At 60.0% G+C, this 19773-nt stretch carries 18 protein-coding genes; 10 read left to right on the top strand and 8 right to left on the bottom strand.

What is annotated here, in order from left to right; all coding sequences use genetic code 11:
- Positions 1-7 precede the first annotated feature (7 nt).
- On the bottom strand, positions 8-1279 hold the full coding sequence (locus AOC04_RS23130; protein WP_060696810.1) for a glutamate-5-semialdehyde dehydrogenase: 1272 nt from the start codon (positions 1277-1279) through the stop codon (positions 8-10).
- A gap of 176 nt (positions 1280-1455) precedes the next feature.
- Here AOC04_RS23130 and AOC04_RS23125 point away from each other — a divergent pair, with 176 nt between their 5' ends.
- Positions 1456-2133, top strand: coding sequence for a DNA-3-methyladenine glycosylase (locus AOC04_RS23125; RefSeq protein WP_060696809.1), 678 nt, complete (start codon positions 1456-1458; stop codon positions 2131-2133).
- 78 nt (positions 2134-2211) lie between these two features.
- On the top strand, positions 2212-3528 hold the full coding sequence (locus AOC04_RS23120; RefSeq protein ID WP_060696808.1) for a bifunctional DedA family/phosphatase PAP2 family protein: 1317 nt from the start codon (positions 2212-2214) through the stop codon (positions 3526-3528).
- A 13-nt stretch (positions 3529-3541) separates the two neighbouring features.
- Here the strand turns inward: AOC04_RS23120 and AOC04_RS23115 are convergent, their stop codons facing one another.
- Genes AOC04_RS23115 through AOC04_RS23105 form a run of 3 tightly spaced genes read right to left on the bottom strand, consistent with a single transcriptional unit; the run spans position 3542 to position 5230 of the window.
- Positions 3542-4144 (bottom strand): LON peptidase substrate-binding domain-containing protein, encoded by a 603-nt coding sequence (locus AOC04_RS23115; protein ID WP_060696807.1) that lies wholly within the window; start codon positions 4142-4144, stop codon positions 3542-3544.
- A gap of 10 nt (positions 4145-4154) precedes the next feature.
- On the bottom strand, positions 4155-4871 hold the full coding sequence (locus tag AOC04_RS23110; protein WP_060696806.1) for an LrgB family protein: 717 nt from the start codon (positions 4869-4871) through the stop codon (positions 4155-4157).
- Positions 4868-5230 carry a CidA/LrgA family protein gene (locus AOC04_RS23105; RefSeq protein WP_060696805.1) on the bottom strand — a complete coding sequence of 121 codons (363 nt, stop codon included), beginning with the start codon at positions 5228-5230 and terminating at the stop codon, positions 4868-4870. Before AOC04_RS23105 ends, AOC04_RS23110 begins: the two co-directional genes overlap by 4 nt.
- A 173-nt stretch (positions 5231-5403) precedes the next feature.
- Here AOC04_RS23105 and AOC04_RS23100 point away from each other — a divergent pair, with 173 nt between their 5' ends.
- Entirely contained in the window at positions 5404-7095 is a 1692-nt protein-coding gene (locus AOC04_RS23100; protein WP_060696804.1) for a C13 family peptidase, read from the top strand.
- A 53-nt stretch (positions 7096-7148) separates the two neighbouring features.
- Positions 7149-7790: an oxidoreductase gene (locus AOC04_RS23095; protein ID WP_060696803.1), complete on the top strand. Its 642-nt coding sequence runs from the start codon at positions 7149-7151 to the stop codon at positions 7788-7790.
- Positions 7791-7881: 91 nt separating this feature from the next.
- On the opposite strand, the gene AOC04_RS23090 is transcribed toward AOC04_RS23095, so the two are convergent.
- The 4 genes from AOC04_RS23090 to AOC04_RS23075 all read right to left on the bottom strand — a co-directional run bounded on the left by AOC04_RS23090 (position 7882) and on the right by AOC04_RS23075 (position 12196).
- Entirely contained in the window at positions 7882-8169 is a 288-nt protein-coding gene (locus tag AOC04_RS23090; protein WP_060696802.1) for a YceK/YidQ family lipoprotein, read from the bottom strand.
- Positions 8162-8791, bottom strand: a complete 630-nt coding sequence (gene ubiX / locus AOC04_RS23085) for a flavin prenyltransferase UbiX (RefSeq protein WP_003444235.1) — start codon at positions 8789-8791, stop codon at positions 8162-8164. The genes AOC04_RS23090 and ubiX overlap by 8 nt, the downstream gene beginning before the upstream one ends.
- On the bottom strand, positions 8788-10137 hold the full coding sequence (gene mpl, locus AOC04_RS23080; protein WP_060696801.1) for a UDP-N-acetylmuramate:L-alanyl-gamma-D-glutamyl-meso-diaminopimelate ligase: 1350 nt from the start codon (positions 10135-10137) through the stop codon (positions 8788-8790). The genes ubiX and mpl overlap by 4 nt, the downstream gene beginning before the upstream one ends.
- 172 nt (positions 10138-10309) lie before the next feature.
- The gene (locus AOC04_RS23075) at positions 10310-12196 is read right to left on the bottom strand and encodes a sigma-54-dependent Fis family transcriptional regulator (protein WP_060696800.1); all 1887 of its coding nucleotides are present in this window, start codon (positions 12194-12196) and stop codon (positions 10310-10312) included.
- A 347-nt stretch (positions 12197-12543) separates the two neighbouring features.
- On the opposite strand from AOC04_RS23075, the gene exaC reads away from it, so the two are divergent.
- The 6 genes from exaC (at position 12544) to AOC04_RS23045 (ending at position 19682) form a co-directional block, all read left to right on the top strand.
- Positions 12544-14064 (top strand): acetaldehyde dehydrogenase ExaC, encoded by a 1521-nt coding sequence (gene exaC, locus AOC04_RS23070; RefSeq protein ID WP_060696799.1) that lies wholly within the window; start codon positions 12544-12546, stop codon positions 14062-14064.
- 160 nt (positions 14065-14224) lie between these two features.
- Positions 14225-15673: an ethanolamine permease gene (eat, locus tag AOC04_RS23065; RefSeq protein ID WP_060696798.1), complete on the top strand. Its 1449-nt coding sequence runs from the start codon at positions 14225-14227 to the stop codon at positions 15671-15673.
- A 52-nt stretch (positions 15674-15725) separates the two neighbouring features.
- On the top strand, positions 15726-17126 hold the full coding sequence (locus AOC04_RS23060) for an ethanolamine ammonia-lyase subunit EutB (RefSeq protein WP_060696797.1): 1401 nt from the start codon (positions 15726-15728) through the stop codon (positions 17124-17126).
- A gap of 2 nt (positions 17127-17128) precedes the next feature.
- Positions 17129-17938: an ethanolamine ammonia-lyase subunit EutC gene (gene eutC / locus AOC04_RS23055; protein WP_060696796.1), complete on the top strand. Its 810-nt coding sequence runs from the start codon at positions 17129-17131 to the stop codon at positions 17936-17938.
- Between the two features lie 259 nt (positions 17939-18197).
- Entirely contained in the window at positions 18198-18845 is a 648-nt protein-coding gene (locus AOC04_RS23050) for a DedA family protein (protein ID WP_060696795.1), read from the top strand.
- A 15-nt stretch (positions 18846-18860) separates the two neighbouring features.
- Positions 18861-19682 carry a M90 family metallopeptidase gene (locus tag AOC04_RS23045; protein ID WP_060696794.1) on the top strand — a complete coding sequence of 274 codons (822 nt, stop codon included), beginning with the start codon at positions 18861-18863 and terminating at the stop codon, positions 19680-19682.
- Positions 19683-19773 lie beyond the last annotated feature (91 nt).

The raw sequence follows: 19773 nt of genomic DNA, 5'->3' as shown, positions 1-19773 counted from the left end.
AACCAAGTCAGACCGGCTCCTGGCCGCGCAGCTGACCGTCACCGACCACAATGTACTTCTCGCAGGTCAGACCTTCGAGACCCACCGGGCCGCGGGCGTGCAGCTTATCAGTAGAAATGCCAATCTCCGCACCCAATCCGTACTCAAATCCATCGGCGAAGCAGGTTGGGGTGTTGAGCATCACCGAACTGGAGTCGACTTCGGCCATAAAACGCCGGGCATCGCCCTGATGTTCGGTCACGATCGAGTCGGTGTGATGGGAGCCGTAGTGATTGATGTGCTCAATCGCCTGATCCAGCCCGTCGACTATCCGGATCGACAGAATCGCGTCCAGATACTCGGTATTCCAGTCTTCTTCTGTCGCCGGTAGCACGTCGATCAGCGCCCGGGTACGTTCGCAGCCGCGCAGTTCGACACCCTTGGCAATAAATTGCTCGGCCATTGCCGGCAAAAACTGCGCCGCGACGGCCTGATCCACCAGCAAGGTTTCCATCGCCCCGCAAATACCATAACGGTAGGTTTTGGCGTTGAACGCGATGCGTCGGGCCTTGTCCAGATCAGCCTGAGCGCTGACATAGACATGGCAAATGCCGTCCAGGTGCTTGATAACCGGCACCTTGGCATCACGACTGACGCGTTCGATCAGGCCTTTACCACCACGGGGCACGATCACGTCCACATACTCGGGCATGGTGATCAGCGCACCGACCGCGGCCCGATCGGTCACCTCAACCACTTGCACCACTGCCGGCGGCAGCCCGGCTTCGGCCAGACCTCGCTGAATGCAGACGGCTATCGCCCGGTTGGAGTGAATGGCTTCGGAGCCACCACGAAGGATGGTCGCATTGCCCGACTTGAGGCACAGACTGGCCGCATCAATGGTCACGTTCGGACGCGACTCATAGATGATTCCTACTACGCCAAGTGGCACGCGCATCTTGCCCACCTGAATACCGGAGGGGCGATAACTCATGTCACGAATGGCACCGACGGGGTCCGGCAAGCTTGCCACCTGACGCAAACCGACAATCATGCTGTCGATACGGGCAGGGGTCAGCGCCAGGCGCTCCAGCATCGCGGGCTCAAGACCATTGGCCCGGCCGGCGGCCAGGTCCAGTTCGTTGGCAGCAACAAGCTCCGAACGGGCGGCATCCAGAGCGCCGGCAGCACCGTGCAGGGCACGGTTTTTCTGCGCCGTGCTGGCGCGGCCGATCACGCGGGAGGCTTCGCGAGCAGCGCGACCCAGGCGGGTCATGTAGTCAAGAACGGACTCAGTCATGGTCTCAAGGGTCTTGGCAGGGAGGAAAGCGGCCGATTATAGCTGTCGCGCCGCCTCACGCACAGCGGTGGCAGGCGGATGGTCGAAATCGACCGTAAATACACTGTGTTCAGCCCTGATTAAGCATCCCTTGCTATGATTGGCGACTTTTTAGCCATCCACTGACCCTCCCGAAGATGCCAATCACGCTGCCCGATGCTTTTTTCAATCGCGACGCCCTGCTCCTTGCTCGCGAATTGTTGGGGAAAGTCATTCGTCATCGGGTCGACGGCTTGTGGCTCAGCGCCCGGATCATCGAAACCGAAGCCTATTACTGCGCAGAGAAGGGCAGCCACGCGTCCCTGGGCTATACCGAAAAGCGCAAGGCGTTGTTTCTCGATGGCGGTCATATCTATATGTACTACGCACGCGGCGCAGACTCGCTTAACTTCAGCGCTCACGGGCCCGGCAATGCGGTACTGATCAAGTCGGCCTACCCGTGGCAAGACGCATTGTCCGGACCGGCCAGCCTGGCCCGGATGCGCCTCAACAACCCTGATGCCCAGGGCCGGCCACGCCCGGACCAGAAACTCTGTGCGGGGCAAACCCTGCTGTGCAAAGCCCTGGGCCTGAAAGTGCCGGATTGGGACGCAAAATGTTTCGACCCCGAACGTTTACGGGTCGATGACGTCTCACAAGTGCCGTCAAGGATCATTCAAACCACCCGCCTGGGCATACCCCATGGCCGGGACGAGCACTTGATGTACCGGTTTGTCGACGCCGATTACGCCGCTTATTGCACCCGTAACCCGCTGCGTCGCGGTCAGGTTGAGGGGCGCGACTATATCTCCCGGGAAAACCCGCCCCTTCTGTAAGAGCGCGCTTTTCAACGCAGCAACGCAGAGCTCGCTTGCGCTGACGATTAAAACAACGATTAAAAAGGAAGTTTAAGCATGGGCCCATGGCTCGATAGCATGACCGGCTGGTTAACGGCCAACCCGCAATGGCTGGGCCTTGCAGTGTTTCTGGTGACACTTCTGGAATGCCTGGCGATTATCGGTTTTGTCATCCCGGGAACCATATTGCTGTTCGCCATTGCCATCCTCGCGGGCAATGGCGCCCTGTCACTGGGCGAAACCTTATTGATGGGCCTTCTCGGCGGTCTGACGGGGGACGTGCTGTCCTACATCCTTGGCAAACGCTTCCACCAAAACATCCGCCGCCTGCCCTTGTTGCGCAATCACCCTGAATGGATCAACAGGGCAGAAGGCTATTTTCAACGCTACGGCATTGCCAGCTTGCTCGTCGGACGTTTTATCGGCCCGTTGCGTCCGATGCTGCCCATGGTGGCAGGCATGTGCGACATGCAAGTCCCGCGCTTTCTTATCGTCAGCCTGCTGGCAGGGGCCGGCTGGTCGCTGGTTTATCTGCTGCCGGGCTGGGCAACAGGTGCCGCGATCCGCCTGCCGCTGCCTGAAGGTTTCTGGCCACAGGCAGCCATCGTCGCCGCAGGCCTGGCCGCGTTGCTGGGGCTGAGCATCAATGCCAGTATCCGGCGCCAACCCAGGGCCACGCTATTGATCGGCGCCCTGGGCCTGGTGCTGCTGATCGCCGTCTTTGCGGGCTATCCGTACATGAGCGCGTTTGACCGCGGCATCAGCGCGTTGCTCCAAGAGCACCGCAGCAGTGCAATGGATATCGGCGCCGTGGTGGTCACGCAAATAGGCAACTTCCGCACCCAGTTTGTGGCTGCAGCGCTGCTCTGCGGGCTACTGCTGGTCACCCGACAATGGCGCGCGATGATCTTTTTCGGCGGGGTGACGCTGTTTACTGCGCTAGCCAACACCGCCACCAAACACTTCTTCGCCCGCATGCGCCCCGAAGTATTGATCGACCCGCTGACCAGCTACAGCATGCCCAGCGGCCATAGCTCCGGCTCATTTGCGTTTTTTATCGCGCTGGCGATTCTGGCCGGGCGCGATCAACCGCAGCGCATGCGCATTACCTGGGTGTTGCTGGGCTGCTTGCTGGCGATCTGCGTGGCGTTGTCGCGGGTGTATCTGGGGGCCCATTGGCCAACCGACATCATGGCCGGCGCCCTGCTCGCCATCATGGTCAACGCCTTTGCCCTGGCGCTGAGCCAGCGCTACATGCCACTGCAGCCGATCCCACAAAAAATCTGGTGGCTGATCTTGCCTGCCGTCATCGCACTCTATGGTTTTTTCATGCTGCACGACTTGTCCCGCGAGCTGCTGCGTTACACCTATTGATGCAGTCCGGCGCTTACATCAGGGTTTCGCCCAGTGCTTCGCTCTGCATCTCGTCGAGCAGCACTTGAATCCCGTCCAGACGCTGCTGCGGGTCATCGACCTGCAGCAACTCGATCTTGTCCTCTTGCGCGAAGGGCAACAGGTACGCCAACTGGTTAGCCAGTGACTGCTGCCCCGGCACGTCGGTGCTCATGTTCAAAGCGGCCACCATCGGGTGTTCCGCCAGGGCTTTGAGCAATGCCAGCAAATCCTGGTCTTCCTCTTCCAGCGGCTGCTCGGGGAGTTCGTCCAGCCACTCGACTTGCGCCAGTAACAGCTGATTGCCCTGCAGTTCAGTACTCAACACCTCAAACCGCCGCCCGCCCTCAACCCGAATCCCCAGCAGACCGTTGTCCTGCTGCTGGAAATCGCGAATCAGCGCTTCACAGCCGATCCGGGCGAAATCTTGCGGCGCATCTCCCACCTCGTCGCCTTCCAGGATGCACACCACGCCGAACCCCGTGCCTTGCTTCATGCATCGGGCAATCATGTCCAGATAGCGCGCTTCGAAAATCTGCAAGTCCAGTACGCAGCCCGGAAACAGCACTGTGTTCAATGGAAACAGCGGCAAGCTCATATATTTTTCCTTAGACAACCAGGGTTACAGCCAACGGCAAGAAAACCGCCGTGCCTACACCCATTAAACTCATGGCCAATGCTGCAAAAGCGCCGCACTCCTCACCTTCCTGCAGGGCTACCGAGGTGCCCACCGCGTGGGCCGTCATGCCCAGCGCCATACCCCGGGCCTCAGGGCTATGTACCCCCAGCAGCCGCAACAAACCGGGGCCAACAATCGCGCCGATCACCCCGGTAATCAGCACAAACACCGCGGCCAGGGGCGCGACACCGCCAATTTGCTCTGCCACCAGCATGGCAATCGGCGAGGTGACCGATTTCGGCGCCAGCGTCATCAGCATCATGTGCCCGGCGCCAAACCACCAGCCCAGCAACACCACCAGCCCGGTCGCCAGGACGCCGCCAATCACCAGCGTAGTAAAAATGGGCCAGAACAGCTGGCGAATTCTGCGCAGATTCAAATACAGCGGCACCGCCAGCGCCACAGTGGCCGGGCCCAGCAGAATGCTGAGGATTTCCGTGCTTTTGCGGTACTCGACGTAGCTCAGACCGCAACTGACCAGGACTCCGATCACCAGCAACATCGACGCCAACACCGGCTGCAGGAAAATCCAGCGGGTCTTTTCATAGGCCGCGAGCACCAATTGATAAGCGCCCAGGGTAATGCCGATGCCAAACAGCGGGTGATGGATAACCGACTCCCAGGCGCCTTGCCACTCAAGGTTCATGGCCGCTCCTGGGGGTGACTGTGCCCTTTGAGCAAGCGCTGCATCAGTACGCCGACAAACGCCATCGAGATCAGCAATGACAACACCAGGGCGCCGGCAATGGCCCAAAAGTCAGCCGCGATATCGGCGGCATACACCATCACCCCGACAGCCGGGGGGACGAGCAGCAGCGGCAGGTAGCGCAACAATCCGCTGGCAGCCTGGCTCAAGGGTTCACCGACCTGACCGCGCAACATCAAAAAGACCAATAGCAGCAACAGTCCAATGATGGGGCCGGGCAATACGGGGACGTACAAGTGATTAAGAGCTGTGCCGAGCAATTGAAACAGCACCAGCCAAGTCAAGCCGCGTAACAACATTTCACCTCTCCAGCGAATATTTTTTGCGCCGCATTATAAGCACGTCGCCTACCAAGCCGGCATTGCCAAACCACGGCGGCTCGCCACGCAATAACCAGGATGTTTCATGCAGCCCTATAGAGCGGCTCCCATTGCTACGGCATACTCGCAAGCCTAACTATCCGGATCCCGCTATGCGCCCATTTGCCCCCCTTGCTTTGACCCTGCTGCTGACGGCCTGCGGAGACGGCGAATCGCTGATGCCCCCTGACGCACGCCTGCCCGATGGCGGCCGCTATCGGGGCGAAGTGGTCAACGGACTGTTGCAGGGGCAGGGCCGCATCGACTACCCGAACGGCAGTTGGTACGCCGGCGAGTTCAAAAATGGCCTGTGGCACGGCCAGGGCGAGTGGCATGCCAGCAATGGCGACGTCTATCGCGGGGGGTTCGAACAGGGTCTGTATAGCGGCCAAGGCAGCCTGATTACCCACGACAGCACTTACATCGGTGGTTTCAAGCAAGGCCGGCGCGAAGGTGAAGGCACGCTCAAAGAAGGCGGCATGAGCTACCGCGGCGAGTTCAAGGACGACCAGTTCTCTGGCGTAGGGCATCTTGAGCTTGAGGACGGCAGCCAGTACCAAGGCCAGTTTGCCCACGGCAAACCCAACGGCGAAGGCAAGCGCAGCGATGCCAGCGGTAATGAATTCAGCGGCCAGTTCGTCAATGGCGAGCTGGAAGGCAACGGCGTTTTCAACAGCGCCGACGGCGACCAGTACGAGGGCGCATTCAAACACAACCAACTGAACGGCAAAGGCCGCTATGAAAACGCTGACGGTGACGTCTGGATCGGCGAGTTCAAGGATGGCGCCCTGACCGGCAAAGGCGAGCTGATCGGCATTGATGGCTCCCACTATCGCGGCATGTTCAATGAGTGGCGGTTCAATGGTCCTGGCCACCTGACCATGGCCGACGGTAGCACCTATGTAGGCGAATTTGCCGCAGACACCTATCAGGGCCCCGGCACCCTGACCATGAGCGATGGCACCGTCCAGAGCGGCTACTGGCTTAATGGCCAGCAAGTGCGCGACGCCAATGGCGCCGTGTTGCCTGACCCGCTGGAACTGGGCCTGCTTAATCAAGGCAAACTGCTCAATGAAGCGCTGGATGCCGTTCCACCCTCAACTGCAGACGTTGAGCTGTATAGCCTGGTGCTGGCGGGCGACGGCAAGCAAAGCGTCTTCATGCGCGAAGCCGAATACGTTAACAAGATGCTCGCCACCCGCTTTGGCAGCCACGGCCGGATCAACCTGATCAACCACCGCGACCATTTGCTGGACCGGCCAATGGCCACCCGCGAGAACCTGTACCGCGCAGCCAAAACACTGGCCGAGCGTAGCGGCCCCGAAGACCTGATATTTATTTACCTCACCAGCCACGGTACCCAGGAGCACGAACTGGTACTGGATCAACCGCGCCTGGAACTGGCAGACATGCCTGCCGACGAACTGGCAGCAGCTCTGGCACCGCTGAAAAACCGGGACAAGATCATCGTAATTTCATCCTGTTACTCGGGCGGATTCATTCCGGCACTCAAAGATGAAAAGACCCTGATCATGACCGCGTCCCGGGCAGATCGCGTGTCTTTTGGCTGTTCGGAAGAAGCCGACTTCACTTACTTCGGCAACGCCCTGTTCGCTCAGGCGCTGAATCAGACCGACGATCTGCAAAAAGCTTTCAAGCTGGCCAAGGGTTATATCGCCGAGCGCGAGCAGACTGACGGCTACGAACCCTCCGAACCGCAGATATGGGCGCCAAAGGGGGTTCTGGCGCACTGGCAACGCTTGCGCCAGCAACAGGCAAAACAGGCTTTGCATTCACCTGATTGAACTGCAAGCAAGCCAACTAAGACTAAGCTGGATGTATCAAGGGAGAACCACGCATGTACTTGACGCCTCAGCACATCCTGCTTGCAGGAGCTACCGGTCTTACCGGCGAGCACTTGCTCGACCGACTGCTTAACGAGCCCACCATCACAAGGGTACTTGCGCCTTCACGCCGGCCGCTGGCAAAACATCCGCACCTGGAAAACCCGGTGGGCGACCCGTCTGTATTCCTGCCCGAGTTGAAAGGCCGGGTCGATATCGCGTTTTGCTGCCTGGGAACCACGATCAAGCTGGCGGGCTCGCAAGAAGCCTTCCGGGCCGTCGACCATGACATGGTCGTGGCCTTTGCCAAACGCGCACGGGAAATGGGTGCACGGCACCTGATCGTTCTGAGTGCGATAGGGGCCGACCCTAAATCCTCGGTGTTCTATAACCGGGTCAAAGGCGAGATGGAACAATCCTTGCGCGCCCAGGACTGGCCGCAACTGACCATTGCCCGCCCGTCGCTGCTGATCGGCGAGCGCACCGAGCCACGCCTGACCGAACAACTGGCGGCTCCACTGTCCAGACTGATCCCGGGTAAATACCACGGTATCGAGGCCTGCCAGCTGGCTCGCGCCCTATGGCGCCTGGCGCTGGAAGAACAGAATGGCGTACGGGTGGTCGAGTCAGACGAGCTGAGAAAGCTGGGTAAATAATCCCGCCCTGTAGTCGCTGCCGAAGGCTGCGAGCTTTATAAAACCGGGGTGTAGTCCTTCTAAGCACAGAGCTCGCAGCCATCGGCAGCGACTACAAACCTCCGCTGGCCTGATACCCCACACCCAGCACGGTCAACACCGACAACGGCAACAACAGCGTATCGAGCAATGCGCTGGCTGGCAGGTCTAGCCCCGGGTAGCGCGGGGCATCGGCACCAAAGCGGTCCATCGCACAACACCCGCCCTCTAACGCATACATGTCCAGTCGCGTGCCGGAATAAACAATCGGCGCACCCGGCTTGGCCGCGTCCAGCGTGCGAACACTGGCGCAACCACATACATGCATAGCCGCAAGCATCACCAGCAGGGTTTTACTCATCGCCGCCCACATGGTGTTCACCCCAGCGTGGCAGCATGTCTTGCGGGATATTGAGCAGGTTGAGAATGCGTGCCACCACAAAGTCCACCAGGTCATCAATGGTTTGCGGCTGATGGTAGAAACCAGGGGATGCGGGCAGTATCACCGCGCCCATGTTCGACAACTTGAGCATGTTCTCCAGATGGATGCTGGAGTACGGCGCTTCACGCGGCACCAGAATCAGTTGGCGACGCTCCTTCAGCGTGACATCCGCAGCCCGCTCGACCAGGTTGTTACAGGCGCCGGTGGCAATGGCCGACAGCGTCCCCGTAGAACAGGGCACCACCACCATGGCGGCAGGGGCACCGGAGCCCGAGGCCACCGGTGACATCCAGTCTTCCTTGCCGTAGACCCGAATCTGCCCGGCGGCAGCTCCTGTGTACTCAGTCAGAAAGGTCTGCATGGCCTGTGGCTTGGGCGGCAGGCTGACATCGGTTTCAGTGGCCATCACCAATTGTGCGGCCTTGGAAATCAGGAAATGCACCTCACGGTCTTCCCGCACCAGGCAATCGAGCAGGCGCAGAGCGTATTGCATGCCAGAGGCGCCGGTTACCGCCAGAGTGATGCGTTCCGGGCCACTCATTGCAGTGCATCCGCCAATTTGCCATGCAGGCCGCCAAAGCCGCCGTTACTCATGATCACCACATGGGTACCGGGTTTGGCATGACGCTTGACCTCGGCAATGATTGCCTCCAGCGAGTCGCACACCAGCGTCGGCACCGGGCTGCAAGCCACGGTCGCCGCCAGGTCCCAGCCCAGGTTGGCCGGTGCATACCAGACCACGTGATCGGCCTGCACCACACTCTGCGGCAAACCATCACGATGCGCGCCCAGCTTCATGGAGTTGGAGCGCGGCTCGATGACCGCAATCAGCGGAGCATCACCGATGTGCTTGCGCAGGCCATCAAGGGTGGTGGCAATCGCCGTCGGGTGGTGGGCAAAGTCGTCGTAGATGGTAATACCGTGAACTTCAGCGACTTTTTCCATCCGCCGTTTCACGCTTTTAAACGCGCTCAGGCCATCAATCGCCAGGCTTGGCACTACACCCACATGGCGTGCAGCCGCCAGGGTTGCCAGGGCATTGGCCACATTGTGCTGACCGGTCATGTCCCAGTCGACGATGCCTTGAACGAGGCCTTCAAACAGCACTTCAAAGCGCGAACCGTCTTCGCTGAGCAGCCTGGCTTGCCATTGGCCATCAACGCCTGTGGTTTGTACCGGCGTCCAGCAGCCCATCTCGATCACGCGCTGCAAGGCAGGCTCGGTGGTGGGGTGAATCACCAGTCCTTCACTGGGAATGGTGCGCACCAGGTGGTGGAACTGACGCTCAATGGCCGGCAAATCCGGGAAGATGTCAGCGTGATCGAACTCGAGATTGTTCAGGATCGCGGTGCGCGGACGGTAGTGCACAAATTTTGAACGCTTGTCGAAAAAGGCGCTGTCGTACTCATCGGCCTCAACCACAAAGAACGGCGTACCACCCAGACGCGCCGACACCGCAAAGTTTTGCGGCACCCCACCGATCAGGAAGCCCGGCGCCATGCCCGCGTGTTCCAGGACCCAGGCCAGCATGCTGCTGGTGGTGGTTTTGCCATGGGTGCCGGCCACAGCCAGTACCCAGCGGCCTTGCAACACGTGGTCGGCCAGCCATTGCGGGCCCGATACATAAGGCAGGCCTTTGTTAAGCACATATTCAACGGCCGGGTTGCCACGCGACAGCGCGTTACCGATCACCACCACATCGGGGGCCGGGTCGAGCTGGGCCGGGTCATAGCCCTGGGTCAATTCAATGCCTTGAGCTTGCAGCTGGGTGCTCATTGGCGGATAGACGTTAGCATCGGAACCGGTAACGTGATGGCCCAGTTCTTTGGCCAGAACAGCCAGCGAACCCATGAAAGTGCCGCAAATACCAAGAATATGAATGTGCATAGTCGACCTCGTAAATCATCGGCGAAGGGTATCGCAGGGGGTTGTTTTTCGCACCTGATGATTCAGGGGGCATTTTGCGTGGGAGCCAGCAGCTTGCCGGCGATGGCATCGGCACAGTTTCAAATCAAACCGCGCGACCTTGATTGCCAGCCCCCCGCTCCCGCCCAAAAAGCTATCGCTCTATCCCGTGCTTGCGCAGCTTTCTATACAGCGTATTGCGGCTAACACCCAACTGCACGGCCGCGTGGGTCATGTGCCAACGGTGCATTTCCAGCACCTCGAGCAGCGCCAGTTTTTCTGCGTTTTCCAATGGCTGCCCGCAGGGGACCGGGGCTTTGCCTGGCGCCTGGCGAATGACAACCGGCAGATCATCAAATTCGATCACCTGCTCTTCACACAATGCCGCCAGGGTACGCAGCACGTTACGCAGCTGGCGCACGTTGCCCGGCCACGGAAACTCCAGTAGCGCCTGACGTGCCGCAGGGCTGATGAGCAACCCTTGCTGTGGCGCCTCTTCGGCCAGCAAAAAATCGAGCAGTTGCGACTTATCACTGCGATCGCGCAACGCCGGCAAACCGATTTCAAGACCATTGAGGCGGTAATACAGGTCTTCGCGAAAACTGCCGTCAGCCACCCGCTCCTGCAAGTTGCGATGCGTAGCACTGATGATGCGCACATTGACCGCCACCGGCTCGCCACCGATCGGCACCACCAGGCGATCTTCGAGCACCCGCAACAGCCGGGTTTGCAGCACCAGCGGCATATCGCCAATCTCGTCCAGAAACAGGGTGCCGCCATCAGCCTGCTGCAGCTTGCCCTGCATCCCCTCTTTGCGCGCCCCGGTAAAGCTGCCACCGCGATAGCCAAACAGCTCACTCTCGATCAGGCTTTCAGGGATAGATGCGCAATTGAGTGCGACGAACGGTTTGCCATGACGCAAGCTGGCCTGATGCACAGCCTTGGCAAAGGCCTCTTTACCCGAGCCGGTTTCGCCATTGATCAATAACGGCACATCACGCTCGAACACCCGCAGCGCGCGACGAAAATCGGTCTGCAGGGCCTCATCCCCCAAGCAAATTCCGCTCAAGCGCGCCGCCACGGGCTCGACCTGCGGCTTGACCGCGCACGGCACGCTGCGCGGCAGACCACGCACCGCTGCAAACAGCCGGCGACCATCGTGGGTACGCAGCGGCCAACTGGTGCTGGCCAGGGTGCTGGCACGGGCGAACAGTTCATCGCGCGGGCAATCGAATACGCTGTCGACGGTCTGCCCGAGCAATCCGCCTCGCACGTGGCCCAGCAAATTCAAGGCGCTTTGATTCACGGCACAGATAACTCCGTCGCCGTCGAATGCCAGCATGCCTTCACTGAACAGCCCCACCGACTCGGCCTGCAGGTGAAAACGCAGCAGCCACTGGTGTTCGAAGTGCCGCAGAAAATAGCTGTTTTCGATAATCCGCGCTGAGAGATTGACCAGCGCCATGGTGTGAAACTGGCTCTGGCGCGAGACTTCATGCCGCGCCGAAGAAACGTCCAGCACCGCCAGCAGCTCGCCCTGCGGGTCAAATACCGGGCTGGCCGAACAGGTCAGCCCGGTGTGACGGCCACGAAAATGTTCGTCCTGATGAATGGTCAAAGCCTGGCGCTCTACCACACAGGTGCCAATCCCGTTGGTGCCCTCGCGGGCCTCGCTCCAGTCAGCCCCCAGCCACAGCCCGGCCCGCTCAAACACTTTGCGTTCGGTCGCCGCCGTTACACAGTTGAGGATGACCCCGCGGGCATCGGTCAGCAGGACCGCGTGCCCGGCCCCCGAGAGCTGCTGATGCAAGCTGTTCATTTCGTGCCCGGCAATTTGCAGCACCTGCTGCAAACGCTCGCGCCCTTCAAGAATGCGGCCGTGTTCCAGTACTGTCGGGGCAATGGTCTGTGCAGGATCGAGGTGGTAGTCCTCCAGGCAGCGTTGCCAGGAGCGAACGATAGAAGGGTCACACCCCTGAGGGCGACCCTGGGTCACATCCAGAACTTGCCGGGCGTGCCGGCTCAAATCATTACTGTGCATTGTTATTATTCTCCGCGCTGTATCGGCGGTCTCATGTCCGGCAGGGGCACATTTAGCCTCTTCGCCAACATGGATCCAGGTTCAGACCGAGCGCCCAGCATCTGCTTGCCCGCGAGCCTTTGCAATCGCCAACTGACTCTCCGGTCATCAACTGTTCCGGTTTTGGTACAAAGTGTCACTGCAACTGTATCGACCCTGTGACACCCCCTGCCGGCGCCATACCCTTAATCAGCATGAAATCCCCGTCCCAGAGCTATCCAGACAATATGGCCCGGCCCTTGCTCTGACTTAGGGCAACGCCACAGCGCGTCCTCCCATAAGCACAATAAAGCCAGGAGACACTCCCCATGCGTTACGCACAACCCGGTACTGAAGGCTCTGTCGTCTCGTTCAAGAGCCGCTACGGCAACTACATTGGCGGCGAATTCGTGGCGCCCGTCAAAGGCCAGTACTTCACCAATACCTCGCCAGTGAACGGCAAGCCCATCGCCGAATTCCCGCGCTCGACTGCAGAAGATATCGAAAAAGCCCTGGATGCCGCCCATGCCGCTGCTGACGCCTGGGGCGCGACCTCGGTGCAGGCCCGCTCGCTGGTGCTGCTCAAAATTGCCGATCGCATCGAACAAAACCTCGAACTGCTGGCCGTGACCGAAACCTGGGACAACGGCAAAGCAGTGCGCGAAACCCTGAACGCCGACGTTCCGCTGGCAGCTGACCATTTCCGTTACTACGCCGGTTGCATCCGCGCGCAAGAAGGCAGCGCGGCAGAAATCGACGGCAACACCGTGGCCTATCACATCCACGAACCGCTGGGCGTGGTCGGGCAGATCATTCCGTGGAACTTCCCGCTGCTGATGGCCGCCTGGAAACTCGCACCGGCCCTGGCTGCCGGTAACTGCATCGTGCTCAAACCCGCCGAGCAAACCCCGCTGAGCATCACCGTATTCATGGAGTTGATCGGTGACCTGCTGCCGCCCGGCGTACTGAACGTGGTGCAAGGTTTCGGCAAGGAAGCAGGCGAAGCCCTGGCCACCAGCAAGCGCATCGCCAAAATCGCTTTCACCGGTTCGACACCCGTGGGCTCGCACATCATGAAATGTGCCGCCGAGAACATCATTCCTTCCACCGTTGAACTGGGTGGCAAATCGCCAAACATCTTCTTCGCCGACATCATGCAGGCTGAACCGGCCTTTATTGAAAAGGCGGCCGAAGGCCTGGTGCTGGCATTCTTCAACCAGGGTGAGGTGTGCACCTGCCCTTCCCGCGCGCTGATTCAGGAGTCGATCTATGACGACTTCATGAAAGTGGTGATGAAGAAGGTCGAGTCGATCAAACGTGGCGACCCGCTGGACACCGACACCATGGTCGGCGCCCAGGCCTCCGAGCAGCAATTCGACAAGATCCTGTCTTACCTTGAAATCGCCAAGGCAGAAGGCGCCGAACTGCTGACCGGCGGCCAGGTGGCCAAGCTCGAAGGCGACCTGGCAACCGGCTATTACATCCAGCCGACGCTGCTCAAGGGCACCAACAAAATGCGCGTGTTCCAGGAAGAAATCTTTGGCCCGGTGGTCAGCATCACCACCTTCAAGGACGAAGCCGAAGCACTGGCGATTGCCAACGACACCGAGTTCGGCCTGGGTGCCGGTTTGTGGACCCGCGACATCAACCGCGCCTACCGCATGGGCCGCGCCATCAAGGCCGGTCGCGTCTGGACCAACTGCTACCACCTGTACCCGGCCCATGCCGCGTTCGGTGGCTACAAAAAGTCCGGTGTTGGCCGTGAAACCCACAAAATGATGCTCGACCACTATCAGCAGACTAAAAACCTGCTGGTGAGCTACGACATCAACCCGCTGGGCTTCTTCTAACCCCCTGCCCCTGTAGGAGCGAGCTTGCTCGCGAGCCGTCAAGAGCTCGCGAGCAAGCTCGCTCCTGCAGATCAGACCGCTCTAAACCGGCCCTCATGGCCCAGCTCTTGCTTTGCTCCCTGTCATATTTTCCAAACTATAAAAGAACAGGTGCACTCACATGCCTAGCGAACCCATTGGCGCTTCGGCGTCAGCTTCCTCCGTCGACTTTGAAAAAGTCGGCTCCGAATACTTTCAACAACGCGAACTGAAAAAAGGCGCTGCCGGCTGGGTCCTGCTGGTGGGCCTGGGTGTGGCTTACGTCATCTCCGGCGACTACGCCGGCTGGAACTTTGGCCTGGCCCAGGGCGGCTGGGGCGGGATGTTTATCGCCACCTTGCTGATGGCCACCATGTACCTGTGCATGTGCTTTTCGCTGGCCGAACTGTCGTCGATGATTCCTACAGCCGGTGGTGGCTATGGCTTTGCCCGAAGCGCCTTCGGCCCGTGGGGCGGGTTCCTGACCGGCACCGCGATCCTGATTGAATACGCCATAGCACCGGCCGCGATTGCCGTATTTATCGGTGCTTATTGCCAATCACTGTTCGGGATTGGTGGCTGGATGATCTATCTGGCGTTCTACATCATCTTTATCGGCATTCACATTTTCGGCGTGGGTGAAGCCCTCAAACTGATGTTCGTCATCACCGCCGTGGCCGCGATTGCCCTGGGCGTGTTTCTGGTTTCTATGGTGCCGCACTTCAGCGTCGCCAACCTGCTGGATATCCCGGTCACAGAAGCCAAAGGCGCCAGCGCCTTCCTACCATTCGGCTACGTTGGCGTGTGGGCCGCAATCCCTTACGCGATCTGGTTCTTCCTCGCCGTCGAAGGCGTACCGCTGGCCGCCGAAGAAACCAAAAACCCCAAGCGCGACCTGCCTCGCGGCCTGATCGGCGCCATGCTGGTACTCGTCACCTTTGCCCTGCTGATTCTGGTCATCGGCCCTGGTGCCGCGGGCGCACACCATTTAATGGCCTCGGGCAACCCGCTGGTTGAAGCACTGAGCAAGGCCTATGGCGGCTCAACCTGGATGGGCGGGTTCGTTAACCTGGTCGGCCTGGCCGGCTTGATCGCCAGTTTCTTTTCGATCATTTACGCCTACTCGCGTCAGATCTTCGCCCTGTCCCGTGCAGGGTATTTGCCGCGCAAACTGTCAGAAACCAACAAAAGCAAAGCACCGGTACTGGCGCTGATCATCCCCGGCATCATCGGTTTCGGCCTGTCGCTGACCGGGCAAGGGGACTTGCTGATTCTGGTGGCCGTGTTTGGCGCGACCATTTCCTACGTGTTGATGATGGCCGCGCACATCACCCTGCGTATTCGTCGCCCCAAAATGGAGCGTCCGTACCGCACTCCGGGCGGAATCTTCACTTCAGGCATCGCTTTGGTGCTCGCTTGCGTCGCGGTCGTGGCCGGCTTCCTGGTCGACCCGCGCGTGGTGATTGGCGCTGCCGTGATCTATGGCGTATTAATTGCGTACTTCGCTTTTTACAGTCGGCACCACTTGGTGGCCGGTACGCCTGAAGAGGAATTCGCGGCGATTCAAAAAGCCGAGCAAGCCTTGCACTAGTCGCTGAGAAACCCGCCAGACGCACTGCGTCTGGCGTTAAGGAGCACCCTGAATGGCAACTTTTTCTCACGCGGTAGGCACCCAGACTTACCGTTTTGACAACCTCAAAGACCTCATGGCCAAAGCCAGCCCGGCGCGTTCCGGGGATTTTCTGGCTGGTGTCGCCGCACAGAACGATGGTGAACGGGTCGCTGCGCAAATGGCGCTGGCTGACGTCCCGCTCGCCTGGTTCCTGCAGGAAGCGCTGATTCCCTACGAGTCCGATGAAGTCACCCGGCTGATTATCGACACCCATGACCCGCTCGCCTTTGCTGCAGTCAGCCATCTGACAGTGGGCGGTTTTCGTGACTGGCTGCTCAGCGACGCTGCCGACGAGCAGAGCCTGCGCGCCCTGGCGCCGGGCCTGACCCCGGAAATGGCCGCTGCGGTGTCGAAAATCATGCGCGTGCAGGACCTGATTCTGGTGGCGCAGAAGATCCGCGTGGTCACCCGTTTTCGCGGCACCATGGGCCTGCGCGGGCGACTGTCGACCCGCCTGCAACCCAACCACCCCACCGACGATCCGGCCGGGATTGCCGCCAGCATTCTCGACGGCCTGCTGTACGGCAACGGCGATGCCATGATCGGTATCAACCCGGCCACCGACAGCATCGCATCCATCTGCGACCTGCTGAACATGCTCGACGCCATCATCCAGCGTTATGAGATCCCGACCCAGTCCTGCGTGCTGACCCATGTCACCACTTCGATTGAAGCGATCAACCGTGGCGTACCGCTGGATCTGGTGTTCCAGTCGATTGCCGGTACTGAAGCCGCCAACGCCAGCTTCGGGATCAATCTGAATGTATTGCAGGAAGGGTATGACGCAGGCTTGAGCCTCAACCGCGGGACCCTGGGCAACAACCTGATGTATTTCGAAACGGGCCAGGGCAGCGCGCTGTCGGCCAACGCGCATTTCGGCGTCGACCAGCAAACCTGCGAAACCCGCGCCTATGCAGTGGCGCGGCATTTCAAGCCGTTTCTGGTCAACACCGTGGTCGGTTTTATCGGCCCCGAGTACCTGTACAACGGCAAGCAGATCATCCGTGCCGGGCTTGAGGACCACTTCTGCGGCAAGCTGCTCGGCGTGCCGATGGGATGCGACATCTGCTACACCAACCACGCCGAAGCCGATCAGGACGACATGGACAACCTGCTGACCCTGCTGGGTGTGGCCGGGATCAACTTCATCATGGGCATTCCGGGCTCGGACGACATCATGCTCAACTATCAGACCACCTCGTTCCATGACGCGCTGTATGCGCGAAAAACCCTGGGCCTCAAACCGGCCCCCGAGTTTGAGCAGTGGTTGAGCAAGATCGGGATATTTACCCAGACCGATGGCCGGATCGAGTTCGGGCATCAACTGCCGCCGGCATTTCGCCAGGCACTGGCTCATCTGGGAGGACGCTGAGCATGGCCACTACCCCCACAGACAACCTCAACCCCTGGCTGGAACTGCGCCGCCTGACCCCGGCGCGCATTGCCCTGGGACGTACCGGCACCAGCATGCCCACCGGGGCCCAGCTGGATTTTCAGTTTGCCCACGCCCAAGCCCGGGATGCGGTGCATTTGCCGTTTGATCACGCAGGTTTAAGCAGCCAGCTTGCCGAGCGCGGACAGCAAACGCTGCTGCTGCACAGCGCCGCCATTGATCGCCACAGCTATCTGCAACGGCCGGATCTGGGGCGCAAGCTTAACGATGACTCGGCGCAACAATTGCGCGACTACGCCCTGGCTCATCCTGGCGGTATCGATGTCGCCATCGTGGTGGCCGACGGGCTGTCGGCGCTGGCGGTTCATCGTCACACCCTGCCCTTTCTGGCCCGCATGCAGGAGCAAACGGCCACTGAAGGCTGGAGCCTGTCACCGGTGATTCTGGTGGAACAAGGACGGGTAGCGGTCGCCGATGAAATCGGCGAGCTGCTGGGTGCAAAAATGGTGGTCATGCTGATCGGTGAACGCCCCGGCCTCAGTTCTCCTGACAGCCTGGGCCTGTATTTCACCTACGCGCCAAAGATTGGTCTGACCGACGCGTATCGCAACTGCATCTCTAACGTGCGGCTCGAAGGGTTGAGCTACGGCATGGCCGCTCATCGGCTGGCCTACTTGATGCGCGAAGCCTGTCGTCGGCAATTGTCGGGTGTGAACCTGAAAGACGAAGCACAGGTACAAACCATTGAATCAGAGGCTCCCAGCGAAAATTTCCTACTCAAGGGTGAATAAACACGGGGCCGTGACTCTGTAGGAGCGGGCTTGCTCGCGAGCTGTGTGCTTCGCGAGGCAAGCTCGCTCCTACGGTTGATTAGCCAGCCGCTGCGACTCAATACACGCCTCGCTACAAACTCCACCAACAAGACTTGCCTCAATCCGTATAATCCGCTTTTTTAAGAAATGTACGAAAAAACTACATCCGTTGTAGTTAAATACCTTTCCCTTTCCCGCACGGACCTGCAGAGCCGGGTCATCAACACAGGTGCTTTACATGGATTTCAACCCGATCGACATTATCCTGCACCTCGATGTGTACCTGGACATGCTGGTAAGAGATTACGGAGTGTGGATCTACGCCATCCTGTTTTTGGTGATCTTCTGTGAAACCGGTCTGGTGGTCATGCCGTTCCTGCCGGGTGATTCGTTGCTCTTTATTGCCGGCGCGGTCGCTGCAGGCGGCGGCATGGACCCGGTGCTGCTGGCAGGCCTGCTGATGGTGGCGGCAATCCTGGGCGACAGCACCAACTACGTCATAGGACGGACGGCCGGCGAGCGATTGTTCAGTAACCCGGACTCGAAAATCTTCCGCCGCGATTACCTGGAAAAAACCCACGATTTCTACGAACGTCATGGCGGCAAAACCGTGACCATGGCGCGGTTCCTGCCAATCTTTCGCACCTTTGCCCCCTTCGTTGCCGGCGTGGCGCACATGTTCTACCCGCGCTTCCTGATGTTCAGCGTTTTCGGCACCATCCTCTGGGTCGGCGGCCTGGTGACACTGGGCTACTTCTTCGGCAACGTGCCCTTCATCAAGTCCAATCTGTCCTTGCTGGTAGTCGGCATTATCCTGCTGTCTCTGATACCGATGATCATTGGTGTAATCCGCAGCCGCATGGGCCGCAGCCCTTCCAAAGCCTGACCGGGACCCGCCCCCATGTGGTCTCTGAGTGAATGGCGGCGCCAGCGAATTCTGGCGCAACACCCGGTGGCGGCGCACGTGTGGCACGACGTGCGCCAGCACCTGAGTATTCTCGACGGGCTGGACGACGCGCAGGACAAATGGCTGCGCGAACACAGCGTGTTGTTTCTGCAAGACAAACACCTGACCCCCATGCCCGGGGTTGAACTCACCGATGAAGGCCGCCTGTTACTGGCCGCCCAGGCACAACTGCCGCTGCTCAACCTGGGCGAACTGGACTGGTATCAGGGTTTCCACGAAATCGTGCTGTACCCCGATGACTTCATCAGCCCCCAGCGTCACCGCGACTCCAGTGGCGTCGAGCACGAATGGCAAGGCACCCACAGCGGCGAGGCCTGGGAACATGGCCCCGTGGTACTGGCCTGGCCCGGCGTACTGGCCAGCGGCAGGTGGGAAGGCTACAACCTGGTGATTCACGAACTGGCGCACAAGCTCGACATGCTCAATGGTGCCGCCAATGGCATGCCGCCCCTGCACAGCAGCATGCACGTGAGCGAATGGACACAAGCCATGCAACACGCCTACGACCACCTCAATCACTACCTCGACCACCACGCCCCCGACCACGCCCCCATTGACCCGTATGCGGCCGAAAACCCGGCAGAGTTCTTCGCGGTCACCAGCGAGTACTTCTTCAGCGCCCCCGACCTGCTGACCCACGCCTATCCCAAGGTGTACCAGCAGCTCAGCCTGTTCTACCGGCAGGACCCGCTGACCCGGCTGCAAACGTTACAGAGCGGTCACCCCGAGTACCGAGAGCCAGTGAACCGGGCGTGAGGCACCACTAAACCGGCCAGACGTGACGGCGTATGCGGAATACGCCTATAATCGCCGCCACTTTTTGGCCAAACCGGCCAAGTAAACTGGC

The sequence above is a fragment of the Pseudomonas versuta genome (genome assembly GCF_001294575.1).
Lineage (GTDB): Bacteria > Pseudomonadota > Gammaproteobacteria > Pseudomonadales > Pseudomonadaceae > Aquipseudomonas > Aquipseudomonas versuta.
Note: the sequence above shows the minus strand (reverse complement) of the source record. Positions and strands in the feature narration are given on the sequence as shown.

Excerpts from the sequence above, each read along its gene's own strand:
- AOC04_RS23130 (WP_060696810.1), bottom strand. The coding sequence starts at position 1,279 with ATGACTGAGTCCGTTCTTGACTACATGACCCGCCTGGGTCGCGCTGCT.
- AOC04_RS23125 (WP_060696809.1), top strand. The coding sequence starts at position 1,456 with ATGCCAATCACGCTGCCCGATGCTTTTTTCAATCGCGACGCCCTGCTC.
- AOC04_RS23120 (WP_060696808.1), top strand. The coding sequence starts at position 2,212 with ATGGGCCCATGGCTCGATAGCATGACCGGCTGGTTAACGGCCAACCCG.
- AOC04_RS23115 (WP_060696807.1), bottom strand. The coding sequence starts at position 4,144 with ATGAGCTTGCCGCTGTTTCCATTGAACACAGTGCTGTTTCCGGGCTGC.
- AOC04_RS23110 (WP_060696806.1), bottom strand. The coding sequence starts at position 4,871 with ATGAACCTTGAGTGGCAAGGCGCCTGGGAGTCGGTTATCCATCACCCG.
- AOC04_RS23105 (WP_060696805.1), bottom strand. The coding sequence starts at position 5,230 with ATGTTGTTACGCGGCTTGACTTGGCTGGTGCTGTTTCAATTGCTCGGC.
- AOC04_RS23100 (WP_060696804.1), top strand. The coding sequence starts at position 5,404 with ATGCGCCCATTTGCCCCCCTTGCTTTGACCCTGCTGCTGACGGCCTGC.
- AOC04_RS23095 (WP_060696803.1), top strand. The coding sequence starts at position 7,149 with ATGTACTTGACGCCTCAGCACATCCTGCTTGCAGGAGCTACCGGTCTT.
- AOC04_RS23090 (WP_060696802.1), bottom strand. The coding sequence starts at position 8,169 with ATGAGTAAAACCCTGCTGGTGATGCTTGCGGCTATGCATGTATGTGGT.
- ubiX (WP_003444235.1), bottom strand. The coding sequence starts at position 8,791 with ATGAGTGGCCCGGAACGCATCACTCTGGCGGTAACCGGCGCCTCTGGC.
- mpl (WP_060696801.1), bottom strand. The coding sequence starts at position 10,137 with ATGCACATTCATATTCTTGGTATTTGCGGCACTTTCATGGGTTCGCTG.
- AOC04_RS23075 (WP_060696800.1), bottom strand. The coding sequence starts at position 12,196 with ATGCACAGTAATGATTTGAGCCGGCACGCCCGGCAAGTTCTGGATGTG.
- exaC (WP_060696799.1), top strand. The coding sequence starts at position 12,544 with ATGCGTTACGCACAACCCGGTACTGAAGGCTCTGTCGTCTCGTTCAAG.
- eat (WP_060696798.1), top strand. The coding sequence starts at position 14,225 with ATGCCTAGCGAACCCATTGGCGCTTCGGCGTCAGCTTCCTCCGTCGAC.
- AOC04_RS23060 (WP_060696797.1), top strand. The coding sequence starts at position 15,726 with ATGGCAACTTTTTCTCACGCGGTAGGCACCCAGACTTACCGTTTTGAC.
- eutC (WP_060696796.1), top strand. The coding sequence starts at position 17,129 with ATGGCCACTACCCCCACAGACAACCTCAACCCCTGGCTGGAACTGCGC.
- AOC04_RS23050 (WP_060696795.1), top strand. The coding sequence starts at position 18,198 with ATGGATTTCAACCCGATCGACATTATCCTGCACCTCGATGTGTACCTG.
- AOC04_RS23045 (WP_060696794.1), top strand. The coding sequence starts at position 18,861 with ATGTGGTCTCTGAGTGAATGGCGGCGCCAGCGAATTCTGGCGCAACAC.